This window comes from Methylobacterium sp. Leaf112 (assembly GCF_001423295.1).
GTDB lineage: Bacteria > Pseudomonadota > Alphaproteobacteria > Rhizobiales > Beijerinckiaceae > Methylobacterium.
The window spans coordinates 241,392-257,687 of record NZ_LMNG01000001.1 but is presented as its reverse complement, the minus strand read 5'-3'; the positions used below and the strand labels follow the sequence as shown (position 1 = coordinate 257,687).

15 protein-coding genes are annotated in these 16,296 nt (G+C 68.6%); 5 read left to right on the top strand and 10 right to left on the bottom strand.

The window, feature by feature from the left end; all coding sequences use genetic code 11:
- Window positions 1-8 precede the first annotated feature (8 nt).
- Window positions 9-614: a GNAT family N-acetyltransferase gene (locus ASF52_RS01180; protein ID WP_056166260.1), complete on the bottom strand. Its 606-nt coding sequence runs from the start codon at window positions 612-614 to the stop codon at window positions 9-11.
- Entirely contained in the window at window positions 614-2,956 is a 2,343-nt protein-coding gene (locus tag ASF52_RS01175) for an Orn/Lys/Arg decarboxylase N-terminal domain-containing protein (protein ID WP_056166256.1), read from the bottom strand. Before ASF52_RS01175 ends, ASF52_RS01180 begins: the two co-directional genes overlap by 1 nt.
- Before the next feature lie 234 nt (window positions 2,957-3,190).
- On the opposite strand from ASF52_RS01175, the gene ppk2 reads away from it, so the two are divergent.
- Both ppk2 and ASF52_RS01165 read left to right on the top strand, forming a co-directional pair.
- Window positions 3,191-4,114 (top strand): polyphosphate kinase 2, encoded by a 924-nt coding sequence (gene ppk2, locus ASF52_RS01170; RefSeq protein ID WP_056166255.1) that lies wholly within the window; start codon window positions 3,191-3,193, stop codon window positions 4,112-4,114.
- Window positions 4,115-4,194: 80 nt separating this feature from the next.
- A complete protein-coding gene (locus tag ASF52_RS01165; RefSeq protein ID WP_056166253.1) occupies window positions 4,195-5,004 on the top strand; it encodes an enoyl-CoA hydratase/isomerase family protein in 810 nt (269 codons plus the stop codon).
- Between the two features lie 7 nt (window positions 5,005-5,011).
- On the opposite strand, the gene ASF52_RS01160 is transcribed toward ASF52_RS01165, so the two are convergent.
- From ASF52_RS01160 to dctP, 4 genes are all read right to left on the bottom strand, one after another.
- Window positions 5,012-5,329, bottom strand: coding sequence for a BrnA antitoxin family protein (locus ASF52_RS01160; RefSeq protein WP_056166247.1), 318 nt, complete (start codon window positions 5,327-5,329; stop codon window positions 5,012-5,014).
- A gap of 393 nt (window positions 5,330-5,722) precedes the next feature.
- A complete protein-coding gene (locus ASF52_RS01155; RefSeq protein ID WP_056166245.1) occupies window positions 5,723-7,075 on the bottom strand; it encodes a TRAP transporter large permease in 1,353 nt (450 codons plus the stop codon).
- The gene (locus tag ASF52_RS01150; RefSeq protein ID WP_056166240.1) at window positions 7,072-7,716 is read right to left on the bottom strand and encodes a TRAP transporter small permease; all 645 of its coding nucleotides are present in this window, start codon (window positions 7,714-7,716) and stop codon (window positions 7,072-7,074) included. Before ASF52_RS01150 ends, ASF52_RS01155 begins: the two co-directional genes overlap by 4 nt.
- The gene (gene dctP / locus ASF52_RS01145) at window positions 7,713-8,732 is read right to left on the bottom strand and encodes a TRAP transporter substrate-binding protein DctP (protein ID WP_056166236.1); all 1,020 of its coding nucleotides are present in this window, start codon (window positions 8,730-8,732) and stop codon (window positions 7,713-7,715) included. Before dctP ends, ASF52_RS01150 begins: the two co-directional genes overlap by 4 nt.
- Before the next feature lie 196 nt (window positions 8,733-8,928).
- Here dctP and ASF52_RS01140 point away from each other — a divergent pair, with 196 nt between their 5' ends.
- Window positions 8,929-9,585, top strand: a complete 657-nt coding sequence (locus ASF52_RS01140) for a GntR family transcriptional regulator (RefSeq protein ID WP_056166922.1) — start codon at window positions 8,929-8,931, stop codon at window positions 9,583-9,585.
- Between the two features lie 15 nt (window positions 9,586-9,600).
- Here the strand turns inward: ASF52_RS01140 and ASF52_RS01135 are convergent, their stop codons facing one another.
- The 3 genes from ASF52_RS01135 to ASF52_RS01125 all read right to left on the bottom strand — a co-directional run bounded on the left by ASF52_RS01135 (window position 9,601) and on the right by ASF52_RS01125 (window position 12,869).
- The gene (locus tag ASF52_RS01135) at window positions 9,601-10,272 is read right to left on the bottom strand and encodes a GntR family transcriptional regulator (RefSeq protein WP_056166234.1); all 672 of its coding nucleotides are present in this window, start codon (window positions 10,270-10,272) and stop codon (window positions 9,601-9,603) included.
- Between the two features lie 106 nt (window positions 10,273-10,378).
- Window positions 10,379-11,857: a glucose-6-phosphate dehydrogenase gene (gene zwf, locus ASF52_RS01130; protein WP_056166233.1), complete on the bottom strand. Its 1,479-nt coding sequence runs from the start codon at window positions 11,855-11,857 to the stop codon at window positions 10,379-10,381.
- Window positions 11,858-11,987: 130 nt separating this feature from the next.
- A complete protein-coding gene (locus tag ASF52_RS01125; RefSeq protein ID WP_056166231.1) occupies window positions 11,988-12,869 on the bottom strand; it encodes an SDR family NAD(P)-dependent oxidoreductase in 882 nt (293 codons plus the stop codon).
- A gap of 137 nt (window positions 12,870-13,006) precedes the next feature.
- Here ASF52_RS01125 and ASF52_RS01120 point away from each other — a divergent pair, with 137 nt between their 5' ends.
- On the top strand, window positions 13,007-14,680 hold the full coding sequence (locus ASF52_RS01120) for a L,D-transpeptidase family protein (RefSeq protein ID WP_056166230.1): 1,674 nt from the start codon (window positions 13,007-13,009) through the stop codon (window positions 14,678-14,680).
- 51 nt (window positions 14,681-14,731) lie between these two features.
- Here ASF52_RS01120 and ASF52_RS01115 read toward each other — a convergent pair whose 3' ends face one another.
- Entirely contained in the window at window positions 14,732-15,637 is a 906-nt protein-coding gene (locus ASF52_RS01115) for a LysR family transcriptional regulator (protein WP_056166228.1), read from the bottom strand.
- 250 nt (window positions 15,638-15,887) lie between these two features.
- Here ASF52_RS01115 and ASF52_RS01110 point away from each other — a divergent pair, with 250 nt between their 5' ends.
- Complete coding sequence (locus ASF52_RS01110; RefSeq protein WP_056166227.1) at window positions 15,888-16,247, top strand: VanZ family protein; 360 nt, start codon at window positions 15,888-15,890, stop codon at window positions 16,245-16,247.
- Window positions 16,248-16,296: the final 49 nt, after the last annotated feature.

Here is a 16,296-nt window from a genome sequence, read left to right as displayed (position 1 = left end):
GTGACCGGCTATTTGCCGATCCAGTCGTGGCCGGCCACCACCACCTCGACGGGACGCGTCCAGGTGCCGGGCTGGTCGGTGGCGCCGGAGCCCAGGGCGCACTGTACCATGACGCTGTCGCTCCAGCGGCCGTACTTGTAGCCCACCGCCGGCAGCAGCCCGACGCGCACGAACCCGCAGGCCTCGTGCAGGCGCAACGAGGCCTCGTTCTTCGCGTCGATGTAGCCGATCATCTGGCGGTAGCCGCCGGCCGCGCAGGCCTCGATGAGGGCCGGCAGCAGGCGCCGGCCGATGCCGGCGTGCAGGTGCTCGTGGTGGACGTAGATCGAGTGCTTGAGGGTGTAGCGGTAGGCCGGCCGCTTGCGGAACGGCACCGCGTAGGCGTAGCCGGCCACCACCCCGTCGCGGTCGGCGACGAGGTGCGGCAGGCGCTTCTTGCGCATGGCCTTGCGGCGCTTCTTGAGGTCGTCCGGATGGAGCGGATCCTCCTCGAAATCGCCGACATCGCCGACCCCGCGCCGGATGTGGTGGGCGTAGATGTCCACCATGTCCGCCACGTCGGCATCCGACGAGGGTCGGATGACGAGGTCGGGGTCGCCGGCCAGCGCCGGCATCAGCGGGTCTCGCGCATGACATACGTGTGGAACCGGATGGTGCCGTCCGGATCCACGTTGCGGAACACGCCCTGGATCTCGGCCTCGAACCCGGGGAACAGGTTCGCGGAGCGCTCGAACATCTTGAAATAGTCCAGCATGGGTTTCGCCCGCTCGTCCAATCGCTCGCCCGGCAGCACCGTGCCGATGCCCGGCGGGTAGACCAGAAGCAAGGTCGTCGCCACGCGCCCTTCCGCCTCCGCGATGGGCACGTAATCGACGTTGTTGCGGGTGAGCTGCTGCACCGCTTCCTTGGGCGTCATCACCATCTCGGGCAGGTGCCCCGGCTCGAACTGCTTGCGCTGGAGGGCGCTGGTGCCGGCCTCACGGTGGAAGGCGTGGAAATCGGCGCAGAGATCGCGCAGGCGCACGCCCTTGTAGCGGTTGGGCCGGCGCCGGACGAACTCGGGCATCGCCTCTTCGAGCGGCACGTTGTCGTCGTGCAGGCGCTTGAAGGCGACCAGGCCCGAGATCAGCGTGCCGGCCTTGGAGGATTCGACGCCCGGCGTCAGCAGGAAGAGCAGCGAGTTGAGGTCGTTCTTCTCCGGCACGATGCGGTTCTCACGCAGGTACTGGGCGACGATGGGCGCGGGCACGCCGTGCTCGGCGTATTCACCTGTACGCCGGTCGAAGCCCGGGGTGAGCACCGTGAGCTTGTTCGGGTCGGTCATGGCATAATCGGGCACCACGTGCGTGAAGCCGTGCCAGGCCGCGCCCGGAGTCAATTCCCAGTACTTGGCGTTGCTGGCGAGTTCGTCGGTGGAGATGCTCTCCCACGGCACCTTGCCATCCGGGCCCTTCACGGTGTCGGGCACGAAGGGGTCGAAGAACCAGCGGCGGAGGGGATCGCCCTCCTTCTCCTCGAACTCGCGGCGGATGGCCCGGACCTTCTTGCGCCACTCGATGCCGAGCCGAATGGTGTCGTCCCAGAGGACGACGCCGGAGCGGCCCTTCATCATCTGCGCGCCCACATCGAGGGAGGCGAACAGGGGATAGAACGGCGAGGTCGAGGCGTGGACGAGGAAGGTCTCGTTGAAGCGCCGGTGCTCGATGCGGCGGGTCTGGCCGCGGATGTGGCTGTCCTTGGTGTGGATCTGCGAGGCCTGGGAGAAGCTCGCCAGCTGCTTGTGGGTCGATTGCGTGGCGATGATGCCCGGCGAGGTCTCGTCCAGCCCCTTCAGGCCCATGGCGAAGCGCCCGGCGAAGAGCGGGTGGAACTTCATGAAGCCCGCCCAGGCCTCGTCGAACAGGATGTAGTCGCAGAGGTGCCCGATCCGATCGAGGATCATCTGCGCATTGTAGATCGTGCCGTCGTAGGTGCATTGCTCGACCACCGCCACGCGGAACGGGCGCTCGCGCTTCCACGCGTCGGGGTCCTTCACCAGGGGATTGGTGCGGATCTTTTCGCGGATCGCCGTCTCGTCCAGGGCCTCGGCGTACATGGGGCCGATCAACCCGAAGCAGTTGCGATCGGTCTCGAGGAACACCGGTACGGCGCCGCCGAGGAACAGGGCGCCGTGATGCGCGGCCTTGTGGTTGTTGCGGTCGAACAGCACGAGGTCGCCCTCCGCCACCAGGGCCGACAGCACGATCTTGTTCGAGGCCGAGGTGCCATTGAGGACGAAGTAGGTCTTCTCCGCCCCGAAGATGACGGCGGCTTCCTTCTGCGCCTTCAGGGCGGGCCCCTCGTGGACGAGGAGGTCGCCGAGATCGAGGACAGAATTGTCGAGGTCGTCGCGAAAGATCGCCTCGCCGAGGTGCTCGACGAAGATGCGGCCGATGGGCGAGCGGTTGTAGAAGATGCCGCCGTTGTGGCCGGGACAGGTCCAGAGCTGATTGCCCTGCTCGGCGTAGTCGACCAGCGCGCCGAAGAACGGCGTTTTCAGGGTCTCGGCGTATTGCTTCACCCGGCTGACGAGGCCGCGGGCGATGTATTCGGGGGTTTCTTCGGCAAGGAAGATGTAGCCGTCGATGAAGTCCAGCACCTCGACGGGGATGTCTTCCAGACGCTTGCGGCGGACCATGATCACGATGGGCATTTCCAGCCCGCGTTTCCGCATGAGGTTGATGAGCGCCGCCGCCTTGCCGTCCAGCCCGCGCTTGCCCCAATCCACCACCATGCAGCCGATGGCGGCGTCGGTCTGGACCGCGATGGCCGCATCTTCGACGCGCCGCGCCCGCACTACCTCGAAGCCGAGCTTCTCGATGGAGGTGAGGATTTGCTGGACGCGCACGCCCTCGAGATCGTCCGGATCGAAGTTCGGCGCGCACATCAGCACGGTGAAGCGGCGGAAGAAGTCCATGCGGGAAAAGGCTCCGTGGTGTTTGGCGCGCACCGTTCGCGACGGGACGTGACGCTTCGATGACAGTTGCGGAGGGGCGGCGGCTTTTCGAGGGCGACACGGCCGGGTTCGGCGCCGGCGGCCGGCGGCATCACCCATAGACCGATGGCGCACCGATCGCCCGTAGCAGCACTGTCACACGCGCCTGCTCTAACGCCAGCGATCGGGATTCGAGCGACGGGCGGGACGGCGGCAATGGATCAGGGGCAACGGGCAGGCACCTTCGACATCGAGGCGATCCGCCGCGAAGTCGCCGACGATTTCGACGAAGAACTCGAAATGGAGATGGAGGAGGAGCGTCTCGAACGCCTCGCCGATGCCGTCGGGGACGGTCCACGCGCGCCGCAGATGGACCGCCGACGCTATTTCCGCGAGCTGTTCCGGCTCCAACACGAGCTGGTGCGCCTGCAGGATTGGGTGCAGGCTCAGAAGCTGCGCGTCGTCGTGATCTTCGAGGGCCGGGATTCCGCCGGCAAGGGCGGGGCGATCAAGCGCATCACCCAACGCCTCAACCCCCGCGTCTGCCGCGTCGCCGCCCTGCCGGCCCCGAGCGAGCGCGAGCGCACGCAATGGTACTTCCAGCGCTACGTGACCCACTTGCCCGCCGGCGGCGAGATCGTGCTGTTCGACCGCTCCTGGTACAATCGCGCCGGCGTCGAGCGCGTGATGGGCTTCTGCACGCCCGACGAGGTGGAGGAGTTCTTCCGCTCCGTGCCGGAATTCGAGCGCATGCTGGTGCGCTCAGGGATCATCGTGCTGAAATACTGGTTCTCGATCACCGACGAGGAGCAGGAGCTGCGCTTCACCATGCGGATCCACGATCCGCTGAAGCAGTGGAAGCTCTCGCCGATGGATGTGCAGTCGCGCCGCCTGTGGGAGGATTACACCAAGGCCAAGGAAGTGATGCTCGCCCGCACCCACATCCCCGAGGCGCCGTGGTGGGTGGTCGAGGCCGTGGACAAGAAGAAGGCCCGGCTCAACTGCATCGCCCACCTCCTGTCGCAGATCCCCTACGGCGCGGTGGCGCACCCGACCGTCCAGCTGCCCGAGCGCGAGCGCCACGACGACTACGCCCGCCAGCCGGTCCCGCCGGAGATGTTCGTGCCGAGCCTGTTCTGAGACGGCCGCTCCCCGGGTTGATCCGGGCCGCCGGGATGGGCAGACCCGGGGCTGGAATTCCACGCGACCCCGGACCCGCCATGACCAGCCCTGCGCGCGACACCGACGAGCTCCTGTTCACGCAGGACGGGGCCGGCATCGCCCGCATCGTCCTCAACCGGCCCCAGGCCCGCAACGCCCTCACCTTCGCGATGTATCAGGGGATCATCGACCGCTGCGCGCGGATCGAGGCCGACCCGTCCGTGCGGGTGCTGGTGATCACGGGCGCGGGCGAGAAGGCGTTCGCGGCCGGTACCGACATCGCCCAGTTCCGCGGCTTCGCCTCGGCCCAGGACGCCCTGGACTACGAGCGGTTCATGGATCGGGTGATGGGTGCCCTCGAGCGCCTGCGGGTGCCCGTCATCGCGGCGATCGCGGGGGCCTGCACGGGCGGCGGGGCGGCCATCGCGGCGGCCTGCGACCTGCGGGTCGCCACCCGCGACGCGCGCTTCGGCTTTCCCATCGCGCGGACGCTGGGCAACTGCCTGTCGCTCGCCAACCTGAAGCGCCTCTCCGGGCTCGTCGGCCCGGCCCGGGTCAAGGACATGATCTTCACCGCCCGCCTCGTCGGGGCCGAGGAGGCGCTGGCCATCGGCCTCGTCGGCGAGGTGGTGGCGGATGCAGATGCCCTCGCGGTCCGCGCCACCGAACTCGCCACCCTCGTCGCCGGCCACGCGCCCCTCACCCTCTACGCCACCAAGGAGGGCCTGCGCCGGCTTCAGGACGCCGACGACACGGCCGGCGAGCGCCCCGGCGACGACCTCATCCGCCTCTGCTACACGAGCGCCGATTTTCGCGAGGGAATGGAAGCGTTCCTGGGCAAGCGGGCGCCGGATTGGCGGGGGCGGTGAGAACCGGTCACTTCGGCGGAGCGTCCTGGAGCATGGCACGCCGAAGAATCGCGTTCAGCTTCGTCTGGTAGCCGCGCCCGCCCGTCTTGAGCCAAGCGAGCACGTCCGCGTCGAGGCGAACGGTGACCTGAGCCTTGATCGGACGGTAGAACGGATTGCGCTGGGCGTTGGCGAAGAACGCCTCCGTCAGCGGCGGGATATCGCTGTAGTCGATCTCGGAATCCGGCGTCGCGGCGAGCGTCTCCAACTCCGCGCGTTGTTCCGGCGTGAGGGCGGCGGGCCGGTGCAGGTCGAGTTCAAAGATGACGGGATCGGTCTCTTTCATAGCGCTTGCGCTCCTGCCGGTCGGCATGTCTAGCCGAAATGATGCGAACGATCTCCGTTCCATCGTCAGCGTCGAAGATCGTGTGAGCGACCAGCACCATCATGACGCCATCCACGAGGCCGATCGTCTGTCAGCGATACTCACCGTCCTCGATCCGATCCTGCGAACTCGATGCGTAAGGATCGGCAAAGACGCGGGACGCAACCTCGAAGCTGATGCGATGCTTACGCAGATTGCTTTCGGCCTTGGCCGCGTCCCATGCGAAGCGAATCGACTTGCAAAAATGTAACGACAATTTTGTCGTGATACAATGGGGTCGATCTGTGATCAGACGCAAGCGAACGGCCTGAACCAGAGGTCCGGGCCGCCCAGCCGTTTCGAGGCTGGTTCGCCCTATCGCGTGGAGGGCAGCAGCCAGTTCGGCAGCCACAGGGCGATGCCGGGGACGAGGCAGAGGATCAGGATCGCCACCGCCATTAGCATCACGAAGGGCAGCGTGCCCCAGATGATGTCCTTCAGCGGGATGTCGGGGGCGATGTTCTTGATGACGAAGATGTTGAGGCCCACCGGCGGGTGGATCAAACCCATCTCCATGGTGATGGTCATGACGACGCCGAACCAGACGAGGTCGAACCCGGCGGCCTTCAGGGGCGGCAGGATGATCGGCGCCGTCATCAGGATGATCGAGACCGGCGGCAGGAAGAAGCCGAGCAGGATCACGAGGCCCAGGATCGTCACCAGGAGCACCCAGGGCGAGAGCTGCAGCGCCACGATGGCGTTGGCCGCCGATTGCGAGATGTGGAGGTAGCTCATCACGTAGGCGTAAAGGAGCGACATGCCGATGATGAGCATCAGCATGGTCGATTCCCGCAAGGTGGCGGCGAGGATCGGGTTCACGTCCTTCGGGCGCCAGACGCCGTAGATGACCGCGATGAGGCCGAGCGCCAGGAGACCGCCGAGGCCCGCCGTCTCGGAGGGCGTGGAGTAGCCGCCGTAGAGGGCGACCATGACGCCGGTGAGGAGCACCACGAAGGGCAGCACCCGCGGCAGCGTCGAGAAGCGCTCGCGCATGCTGTAGGTGTCCTCGGCGAGGATCGGCGAGGCGGTGCCGTTGCGCTCGAAGGCGTCCTTCGCGGCCGCGTATTCGGCCCGGAAGCGATAGACCGACCAGGCGGCGAACAGGCCGACCAGCAGCAGGCCCGGCCCGATGCCGGCGAGGAACAGGCGCCCGAGCGACTGTTCGGCCGCCACCGCATAGAGGATCATGGTGATGGAGGGCGGCAGCAGGATGCCGAGGGTGCCGCCGGCGGCGATGATGCCGGCGGCGAAGCCCGGCGAGTAGCCGCGCTTCCTCATCTCCGGGATGCCCGCCGAGCCGATGGCCGAGCAGGTGGCGGGCGAGGACCCCGCCATGGCGGCGAACAGCGCGCAGGCGAAGACGTTGGCGATGCCCAGCCCCCCGGGGATGCGGTGCATCCAGGCGTGCATGGCCGAGTAGAGGTCCTGGCCGGCTCGTGAACGGCCGATGGCCGCGCCCTTCAGGATGAAGAGCGGGATCGACAGGAGGGTGATGGAGGCCATCTCCTCGTAGACGTTCTGCGCCACCGTATCGAGGGAGGCGCCCGGCATGAAGAAGTACATGAACGCGAGCGCCACGAAGCCCAGCGCGAAGGCGATGGGGATGCCGGCCAGCATCGCGCTGAGGGTGGCACCCGCGTAGAGGAAGCCGATGGCCGCGACGCTCATGGGTGGGGGCTCGTCTTGAGGGGATCAGCGTTCAGGTCGGCCCCGAGGCCGACCTTCGGGTTCGCCCAGCCGGCGGAACGGGGGCCGTAGTTCAGGGCCTCGGCGATCTGCAGGAGGAACTGCAGGGATAGGAAGCTCATACCTAAAGCCATGAGGGCGTAGGGAATCCAGAGCGGCGGCCCCCAGGTCGATTGGGAGACCTGCCCGTCGACCCAGGCTTCGTGGAACAGGCTCCAGCTCTTCCAGGCGAAGAACGTCACGAACACGATGCTGATGATATCGGCCATGAGCAGGCGAGCGCGGTTGACCCGCGGCGAGAGCAGGCCGCTCAGCGCCTCGATGGCGACGTGGCCGCGCTTGGCCTGGACGGCGGCCGCCGAGAAGAAGGTCGCGCCGACGATGAGGAACACCGCCATCTCGTCCTGCCAGTCGGTGGGCTCCTTCAGCCAGTAGCGCACGAACACGCTGTAGCTGAGGACGAGACAGGCCCCGACGAGGGCGAGCCCGCCGAAGATCATCACCACGCCGTTGATCGCTTTCATCCCGCGGTCGATGGCCCCGAGCAGCCCGGGGACGCGAGGTTCGGGCGCGGCCCGTACGGATTCGGAGGCGGCGGAGGCCGCGTCGAAGGCGTGGCTCACGACACCTGCTCCGCCAGCTTGAGGAGCTCGGCGCAGCTCGCGGATTTGCCCGCGAAGTCCTTCCACGCGGTGTCCTTGGCGATGTCGCGCCACTGGCCGAGGGTCTTCTCGTCGAGCTGCTGCACCTTGGCGCCGGCCTTGGCGAACACCTGCTCGACTCGGGTGTCGTCGTCCTTGGCGCCCTTCTGGCCGAAGGCCTCCAGCTCGGAGCCGATGGTCATGATGAGGTCCTGCTGGTCCTTCGGCAGGCGGTCGAACACGATCTTGGACATCATGATCGGCTCCCACATGAGCCAATAGGTGTGCTGAGCCCCCGAGGTGAGGGATTTCGAGAGTTCCTCCAGGCGGAACGAGATCAAGCTGGTGGAGGAGGTGATGACGGCATCGCACGCGCCGGTCTGCATGGCGGCGTAGGATTCGTTCGACGGGATCGAGAGTGTGGCGGCGCCCGCCGCCTTCATCATCAGGTCCATCTCGCGCGAGCCGCCCCGGACCTTGAGGCCCTTGGCGTCGCTGGGCGTGAAGAGCGGCCGGTCGCGGCTGGCGACGCCGCCGGCCTGCCACACCCAGGAGACCACCACGACGCCCTTGGATTCGAGGATCTCGGTCAGCTTGCGGCCGACGGGGGCGGTCTTCCAGGCCGTGGCCTGCGCGTAGGAGGTGACGAGGCCCGGCATCAGGCCGATGTTCATCTCCGGCACCTCGCCGCCGGCGTAGGGGCTCGGGTAAAGGGTCATGTCGAGGGCGCCCTTGCGGATGGCGCCGAACTGGGCGTTCGTCTTCATCAGGGACGAGCCCGGATAGACCTGGAGCTCCAGGGCGCCCTTCGAGCGCTCGGCCAGGGCCGCGGCGAACTTGCGGCACGCGCGGTCGCGAAAGTCGCCCTCGTCGATGGTGCCGCCGGGGAACTGGTGCGAGATCTTCAGGGTGGTCGCCGCCCGGGCCCGCGAGCCGAGGGATAGGATGGCGGGCGCGGCGAGACCGGCGGCGACGAGGGTGCGGCGTGTCAACGTCATGGCGTCTTCCTCCTTCGGCAAGCTGGCCGCCCGCCCATTTTGCGGTGCAGCATTTATACTGCGCTGCCCGCTCTTTATACCAGAGAACGACGCCTTGTATATTTTGTCAACCGGGTTGCATAAGGTAGACAGCAGTAACCGTCCCGGCGAAGGGCAGGCCCACGGCGAAGGAACCGGACCGATGGAACCCGAGCGCATGAACCAGTCCCTTCGCCTGCGCCAGACCATCGAGACGGAGATCGTCGACGGCCGCCTCGCCATCGGCGCCCGCCTCGACGAGACGGAACTGGCGGAACGCTTCGGCGTGTCGCGCACGCCGATCCGCGAGGCCCTGCTGCAGCTGGCGATGACGGGACTCGTGGAGATCAAGCCGCGCCGCGGCGCGCTGGTCAGCGCCCCCGACCCGCAGCTTCTCATCGCCATGTTCGAGACCATGGCGGAGATCGAAGCCGCGTGCGGACGCCTCGCCGCGCGCCGCCTGATCCCGGCCGACGAGGCGGCCCTCAAAGCGGCCCTCGCGGCCTGCGCGGCGGCGGCCGAGGCCCAGGATCCGGAGCGCTATTACGACGAGAACTACGTGTTCCACACGGTGGTCTATCAGGCCTGCCGCAACGGGTTCCTCGCCGAGCAGGCCCGGCTGCTGCATCGGCGCCTCGCGCCGTTCCGTCGGATGCAGCTTCGGGCGCGTCACCGCCTCGGGCAGTCGCTCGCCGAACACGAAGCCATCGTGGCCGCCATCGTGGCGGGCGACGAGACGGGCGCGGCGGAGCGGCTGCGCGCCCACGTGATCGTGCAGGGCGACCGATTCTCGGATCTCGTCGCGAGTCTGCGGGCGATCAACGACGCCGCGTGATCGGCGCAGCGGGGCTCAGGTCGCGCCGAAATTCTCGGCGATGACCGGGGTCTTGGCGCGGATATGAGCCCGCACGAGCCGGGCCAGGGCCTCGCCGTCGCGGGCATGCAGGAGTTCGATCATCCGCTCGTGCTCGGACACCGCCCGCGCCCATTGCTCCGCCGTCTGGTGCACGGCGTAGCGCGAGCGCTGGATACGCCCCGACAGGCTGGCGTAGAGGCCACCCAGGATCGCGTTGCGGCTCGCCGCCATGATCGCCTCGTGGATCGCGCGGTTGAGACCGAAATACGCCCCCTCCTCCCCGGCCTTCCAGGCGGCCACCATGGCGCGGTGATCGCCCTCAATGCCGGCGATCTCCTCGTCGGTGATGGTGCGGCAGGCGAGATCGGCGGCCGTGGCCTCCAGGCCGGCGATGACCTCGATCATCTCCTCGATCTCGGACTGCGACAGGCTCGCCACCCGCGCACCGCGATTGGGGAGGAGTTCGAGCAGACCTTCCGTCGCCAGGATCTTGATGGCCTCGCGCAAGGGGGTGCGCGAGATGCCGAAGCGCTCGGTCAATTCGCTCTCGTTGATACGAGCGCGCGGCTCGAGTTCACCGGAGCGGATGAGATCGCGCATCCGATCGACGACCTCGTCGTGCAGATAACGCCGGTTGATGCCGATGCCCGGCTCGATCTTGTTCATCAGTCAGCAATTCTAAAAGTCGAAAGGCCTATACTTCCCATTTTAGGAGCCGCCTGTCCAAGTGTCGAGGGACAGGCGGTTCAAATAGGGGTGCTCTCCTATCTCTTCATCGCACTTCTTCGTGCCACGTGCGCCCGTCTCGCTCGATCAGGGCGATGGCGGCCGTCGGCCCCCAGCTTCCGGCCGGATAGGGACGGGGCGGCTCGGGCCGGTCGGCCCAGGCCTTGAGCAGGGAATCGGCCCAGGCCCAGGCGACCTCGACCTCGTCGCGGCGCATGAACAGGGTGGCGTTGCCGCGCACCACGTCCATGAGCAGGCGCTCGTAGGCATCCGGGTAGCGCTGCTTGAAGGTTTCTTCGAAGGAGATGTCGAGGTTGGTGGGCCTGAGGCGCATGCCGCCGGGACCGGGATCCTTCGTCATCACCTCGAGCTTGATCCCCTCCTCCGGCTGGAGCCGGATGACGAGGCGGTTGGGCTCGCGCCCGAACGCCTCCGTGGGGAAGATCGAGAACGGCGAGGCGCGGAACTGCACCACGATCTCGGACAGCTTCTGGGGCAGCCGCTTGCCGGTGCGGAGGTAGAACGGCACCCCGGCCCAGCGCCAGGACTGCACCTCGAGCTTCAGGGCGACGAAGGTCTCCGTCCGGCTCTGGGCGTCGCCGCCGAGATCCGTGCGGTAGCTCTCCACCGGCTGGCCCGCCACGGCGCCGGCCCCGTACTGCCCGCGCACGGTCACGGTCTGCACGTCGTGGGGGGTGATGGGTTTGAGGGCGCGCAGCACCTTGAGCTTCTCGTCGCGCACGGAGTTGGCGTCGAGCGACAGCGGGCTCTCCATCGCCATGAGGCAGAGGAGCTGGAGCATGTGGTTCTGCACCATGTCGCGCAGGGCGCCCGAGGTGTCGTAGTACCCGGCCCGCCCCTCGACGCCGACGGTCTCGCCCACCGTGATCTGGACGTGATCGATGACGTCGGCCGTCCACAGGCGCTCGAAGATGGTGTTGGCGAAGCGCAGGGCCAGCAGGTTCTGGACCGTCTCCTTGCCAAGGTAGTGGTCGATGCGGAAGATCTGCTCCTCGGGAAACACCTCGCCGACGGCGTCGTTGATGGCGCGGGCCGATTTGAGGTCCTTGCCGATGGGCTTTTCCAGCACCACCCGCGACTTCTCGCCGATGAGCCCATGGGCGGCGAGGTTCCGGCAGATGGAGCCGTAGAGGTCGGGCGAGGTGGCGAGGTAGTAGGGCCGCACCTGATCGGGCCGCTCGGCGAGCTTGGCGGCGAGATCCTCCCAGCCGTCGTCGCCGGCCCCGTCCACGGCGACGTAGTCGAGGTGGTCGAGGAACGCGGACAGCCTGTCCTCGGCTACATCGGCGGCCGGTACGAAGCGCTTGATGGCGTCGCGCGCCCGCTCGCGGAACGCCTCGGCGCTCATCTCCGAGCGCGAGGCGCCGATGATCCGGCTGGTGCCGGGGATCTGCCCGTCCTTGAACCGATAGTAGAGCGCCGGCAGGAGCTTGCGCGTGGTCAGGTCGCCGGTGGCGCCGAACACGACGCAATCGAAGGAGGCGACGGGGATGATGGTGGCCAAGGGCGGCTCCCGGGTTCGGTTCGCACGGGGTCCGCGGGGCCGGGCCTGCCCGGCCACCCACGGAGCGTGGCGCAAGGCTTAGACCGCAAGCAAGAGCTTCGCCAGCGGGCGCTCCCCGATGTCCGGGGGCCTACGTCTTCATGAATGCCGCGAACGCCTCCGAGAAATCCGGGTGCCAGCGCGACAGGGCCGGGCGGTTTTCGATGAGGTCGCCGGCGGCCCAGGCGATGCGCTTCTCGTCCTGCGCGCGGGTGGTCTCGTTGTCCGGACACAGGATGTAGAAGTCGCTGCGCGCCATCCCGGCGAGGAGGAAATCCACGGTCTCCTCCGGCGTCCAGGCGCCCGCCGGCTTCTCGGCCACGCCGCGGGCCCGGGTCAGGCCCGTATAGACGAAGCCCGGGATGAGCAGATGGGCGCTGACCTGCGCGCCCGTGCGGTTCCGCAGGTCGTGCGCGAGGGCCTCCGTCACCGCCTTCACGCCCGCCTTCGACACGTTGTAGGGCGTGTTGCCGGGCGGCGTGGTGATGCCCTGCTTCGAGCCGGTAACCACGATGGCGCCGGGCTCGGGCCCGTCGATCATCGCCGGCGCGAAGGCGTGGAGGCCGTTGATCACGCCCCACAGGTTGGTGTCGAGGATGCGCCGCCAGGTGTCGGCGTCCGAGAACAGGGTGCCGCCCGCCTCGATGCCCGCGTTGAGCAGGACGAGGGCCGGCGGTCCCTCGGCCGAGGCCACGTCCCGCAGGGCCTCCACGGCGTGCCGGTCGCCCACATCCGTCGCGAGCGCCCGGATCGGGGCGCTCCCCGGGGCGGCCGCCGCCACCGTGGCGCGCGCGCCCTCGAGGGCGTCACCGGGCAGATCCGCGAGCCACACGGCCATGCCGGCGGCGGCGAAGCGCGTGGCGGCGGCGAGGCCGATCCCGCTCGCCGCTCCGGTGACGACGGCGGTGCCGCCCGCGCGAAGGGCCGGATGCTCCCCTGAACCCCGGCCGACCCGAGCGTCGCTCGCCTGCATGCCCGTCTCCCCATGTGCGGTTTCGCCCATGAGGTAGGGCGGGTGGGTGGAGGCGTCACGGGCGCGGCCGGCACGGCAGGGGATTGGTAACCCTCGCGCCGCATGGTCGTGGACGATAGTCGCTTCGGGGATCCGCGATGCTTTCGCGCCACGTTCTCTTCGTTACCGCCCTGTGCGCAAGCCTGTCGGCCCTCGCCGCCGCCACGGGGGCGATGGCGCAGGACGCGCCCGTGCCGCCGAAACCCGTTCCGTCGAAGCCGCTCGCGAAGCCCAGGATCAAGGCCGAGCCGGCCAGAAGCGAGACTCCCAAGAGCGAAGCCTCGACGAACGAGGCCCCGCGCCTCGATCCCCTGGCGGCTTCGGCCCCGGCCACGCCGGCCGTGCAGGCCATCGTACCGGTGGGCACGCCGGATGCCGGGACCCTGGCCAAGGAGGCGGCTTCGAAGGAGGCGGCGCCCAAGAAGTCGCGCGAGTTGCCACCCCTCGTGGTCGCCCGCGTCTCGGCCGATCCGGTGCCCACGCTCAGCCCCGCCACCTTCCTCGACACCCTGAAGATGGCCGATCGCTATCAGGCCATGGCGGATGCCGGCGGGTGGGCGAGCCTGCCGCCGGGCCTCGTGGTCAAGGCCGGGGCCCGCGATCCGGCGATTCTCGCCCTCCGGAAGCACCTCGCGCTGGTCGGCGATCTGCCCGCCGACGCGCCGGCCTCGGACCTCCTCGATGCGCCCCTAGTGGCGGCGGTGAAGAGCTTCCAGGCCCGGCACGGCCTGCCCGAGACCGGCCTCATCGGCCGCCAGACCGTGGCGGCGCTCAACGTGCCGGCGGCCACCCGCCAGCGCCAGCTCGCCGCGTCGGCCGCCCGGCAGATCGGGTCGACCTTCGCCTTCGGCGACCGCTACGTGGTGGTGAACATCCCCTCCGCCACCGTCGAGGCGGTGGAGCGCGGCGTCGTGGTGCGCCGGTACGTCGCCGTGGTCGGCAAGCCCGACAAGGCGACGCCGCGCATCGAGGCCCGCATCACCGACGTGAACCTCAACCCGACCTGGACCCTGCCGGTCTCGATCATCAAGAAAGAGATCATCCCGAAGATGCGGAAAGACCCCGGGTACCTCGCCCGCGAGCGCATCCGCATCCTCGGCCCCGGCGGCGTGGAGGTCGATCCGACCACCCTAGACTGGGCCAGCGAGAAGGCGGCGAACTACACCCTGCGGCAGGATTCCGGCCTCGACAATTCCCTCGGCCAGGTCCGCATCGACATGCCGAACAAACAGGCGGTCTACATGCACGACACGCCCTCGAAATCCCTGTTCGCCCGCGAGGTGCGGTTCCACTCCCACGGCTGCGTGCGGGTGGCGCAGGTGAAGGAACTGGCCGGCTGGCTGCTCGAGGGCACCCCCGGCCCGAACGGCGGCGCCTCGACCTGGGGCCCCATGGAGATCGAGAGCCACATCGCCACCAACGAGCGCCTCGACATCAAGCTGCCGAAACAGATCCCCGTGACCTTCGTGTACCTCACGGGCTACGCGACGCCGGACGGCCGCGCGCATTTCCGCGACGACATCTACGGCATCGACAGCCCGGCGGTACCGATGCCCGAGGTGGCGACCACGGGCTCGATCACGCCGCGCCCGACGGGCCGAACCATCAAGCCGGCCGCCGCCGGAATCGTGTCGCCCCAGGCGGGACTGGTGAGGAGGGCGACGCCCAAGGTTGCGCCGCCGAAGGTCGCGCCCGCTCTGCCCACCGGTCCCGTTCCACCGGGCCCGATCCCGCCCGGATCGATCCCGTTCGCCGCTTCACCCGCCCGATAGGATTCCCCGCGCACGCGCGAACGTCACCGGTGAGCGCAGGGGTGACCGCACTCACCGCGCGCCGGTCCGGATCTCCTCCGCGAACCGCACGCTGCCGAGACGCACCAGGGCGATGAAGTTCTCGATCAGGGGCGCCCGTGCCTTCGTCCACAGGGCGTGCACGTTGGCCCGGATCGGCCGTCCGGCGATCGGTCGATAGACGACGTCCCGGTGCGCCAGCCGCGCGACGAATTCCGGAATGATGGCGAGGCCCAGCCCCGCCGCCACGAGACTGGTCAGGGACGCGGCCTCGACCACCTGATGCGAGATCCGGGGCGTGAAGCCCGCCTCAACGCAGCAGGTCCAGAGGTACTTGGCGAACAGCGAATCTTGGAGCCGCAGGAAGACGAAGTTCTCCGCCGCGAGGTCCGCCAGGGCGATCGTCTCCGTCGCGAGCCGATGCCCCCTCGGCAGGACGAGGCGGACGGTCTCCTCCCAGGCCAGTTCGCTGACGAGATCCAGGTCCCGCGGCGGGCAGCGCAGGAAGCTGACATCGGTCCGCCCGGTCCTCAGGGCCGCGATCTGCCGGTCGGGCGACATCTCGTGGATCCGCAGATCGACGTCGGGATAGCGTTCCGCGAACACGCGGATCGAGGCGCCCAGGGGCCCGGCCAGCATCGAGCCCGTCAGCCCCACATTGATGATGCCGGCCGTGCCGGCGCCGATGGCCCGCGCCCGGCCCATGGCCTCGCCGGCCTTCGCCAGAATGGCGAGGGCTTCGATTCGGAAGTCCTGGCCGGCGGGCGTCAAGGAGACGCGGCGCGTCGTGCGCTCGAACAGCTCGGTCCCGATCTCGGCCTCGAGATCCTTGATCTGCTGGCTCAACGGCGGCTGCGCGACGCCGAGACTCTCGGCAGCCGCCGTGAAGCTGAGATGTTCGGCCACGGCCACGAAGTAGCGCAGATGACGCAGTTCCATAGGGAAAATTCACGATCCGTGCGTTTCGATGGGCTACGACCAAACGCCTCTTCCGCATCCCTGCACCGAAGTGAGCTTCCCGGAAACGGCAACGAGGCTTTCCCGCATCGTCCGGTCTCTGTCTCGGACCGACCGGCATTCCCTCCACCAAGACCTTCAACCCCTTGCTCCGGCGTCGCGAACCCGTGCCCTTCACCGAACCGTCATATCCGCCTCAGTGCCGCCAAGCTGGCCCTGCACACCGGCTGCCATGACGAACCTCGCCCGGCCCCTCGCATGGCTTCTCCTGGCCGCTCTGATCTTCGCGACCCTGGCCCCCATCGGGCTGCGGCCGGTGAGCGGCGCGCCCGTCGGCGTGGAGCGGTTCGGCGCGTTCGCCGCCCTCGGCTTCCTGTTCGCCTACGGATACCCGCAGCGACGCTGGGAGGTCCTGGCTCTAGTCACCCTGGCGGGAGCCGGGCTGGAGGCTCTCCAGATGATCGAGGCGACACGGCATGGCCGGATGGGCGACTTCCTCGTGAAGGGCGCCGGAGGGGGGTTCGGCGTGGCGATGGCGATGGCGCTGACCCGGGTCTCGGCGCGCGCCGGGAGTCTCGGCGGGCGGCCCTGACGATTCCGCCCCTCGGCTTCCCGGGCAAAGCGCCCGGTGACGGCGGCGG

Coding starts and splice junctions, on each gene's coding strand:
- ASF52_RS01180 (WP_056166260.1), bottom strand. CDS start 614: ATGCCGGCGCTGGCCGGCGACCCCGACCTCGTCATCCGACCCTCGTCG.
- ASF52_RS01175 (WP_056166256.1), bottom strand. CDS start 2,956: ATGGACTTCTTCCGCCGCTTCACCGTGCTGATGTGCGCGCCGAACTTC.
- ppk2 (WP_056166255.1), top strand. CDS start 3,191: ATGGATCAGGGGCAACGGGCAGGCACCTTCGACATCGAGGCGATCCGC.
- ASF52_RS01165 (WP_056166253.1), top strand. CDS start 4,195: ATGACCAGCCCTGCGCGCGACACCGACGAGCTCCTGTTCACGCAGGAC.
- ASF52_RS01160 (WP_056166247.1), bottom strand. CDS start 5,329: ATGAAAGAGACCGATCCCGTCATCTTTGAACTCGACCTGCACCGGCCC.
- ASF52_RS01155 (WP_056166245.1), bottom strand. CDS start 7,075: ATGAGCGTCGCGGCCATCGGCTTCCTCTACGCGGGTGCCACCCTCAGC.
- dctP (WP_056166236.1), bottom strand. CDS start 8,732: ATGACGTTGACACGCCGCACCCTCGTCGCCGCCGGTCTCGCCGCGCCC.
- ASF52_RS01140 (WP_056166922.1), top strand. CDS start 8,929: ATGAACCAGTCCCTTCGCCTGCGCCAGACCATCGAGACGGAGATCGTC.
- ASF52_RS01135 (WP_056166234.1), bottom strand. CDS start 10,272: ATGAACAAGATCGAGCCGGGCATCGGCATCAACCGGCGTTATCTGCAC.
- ASF52_RS01125 (WP_056166231.1), bottom strand. CDS start 12,869: ATGCAGGCGAGCGACGCTCGGGTCGGCCGGGGTTCAGGGGAGCATCCG.
- ASF52_RS01120 (WP_056166230.1), top strand. CDS start 13,007: ATGCTTTCGCGCCACGTTCTCTTCGTTACCGCCCTGTGCGCAAGCCTG.
- ASF52_RS01115 (WP_056166228.1), bottom strand. CDS start 15,637: ATGGAACTGCGTCATCTGCGCTACTTCGTGGCCGTGGCCGAACATCTC.
- ASF52_RS01110 (WP_056166227.1), top strand. CDS start 15,888: ATGACGAACCTCGCCCGGCCCCTCGCATGGCTTCTCCTGGCCGCTCTG.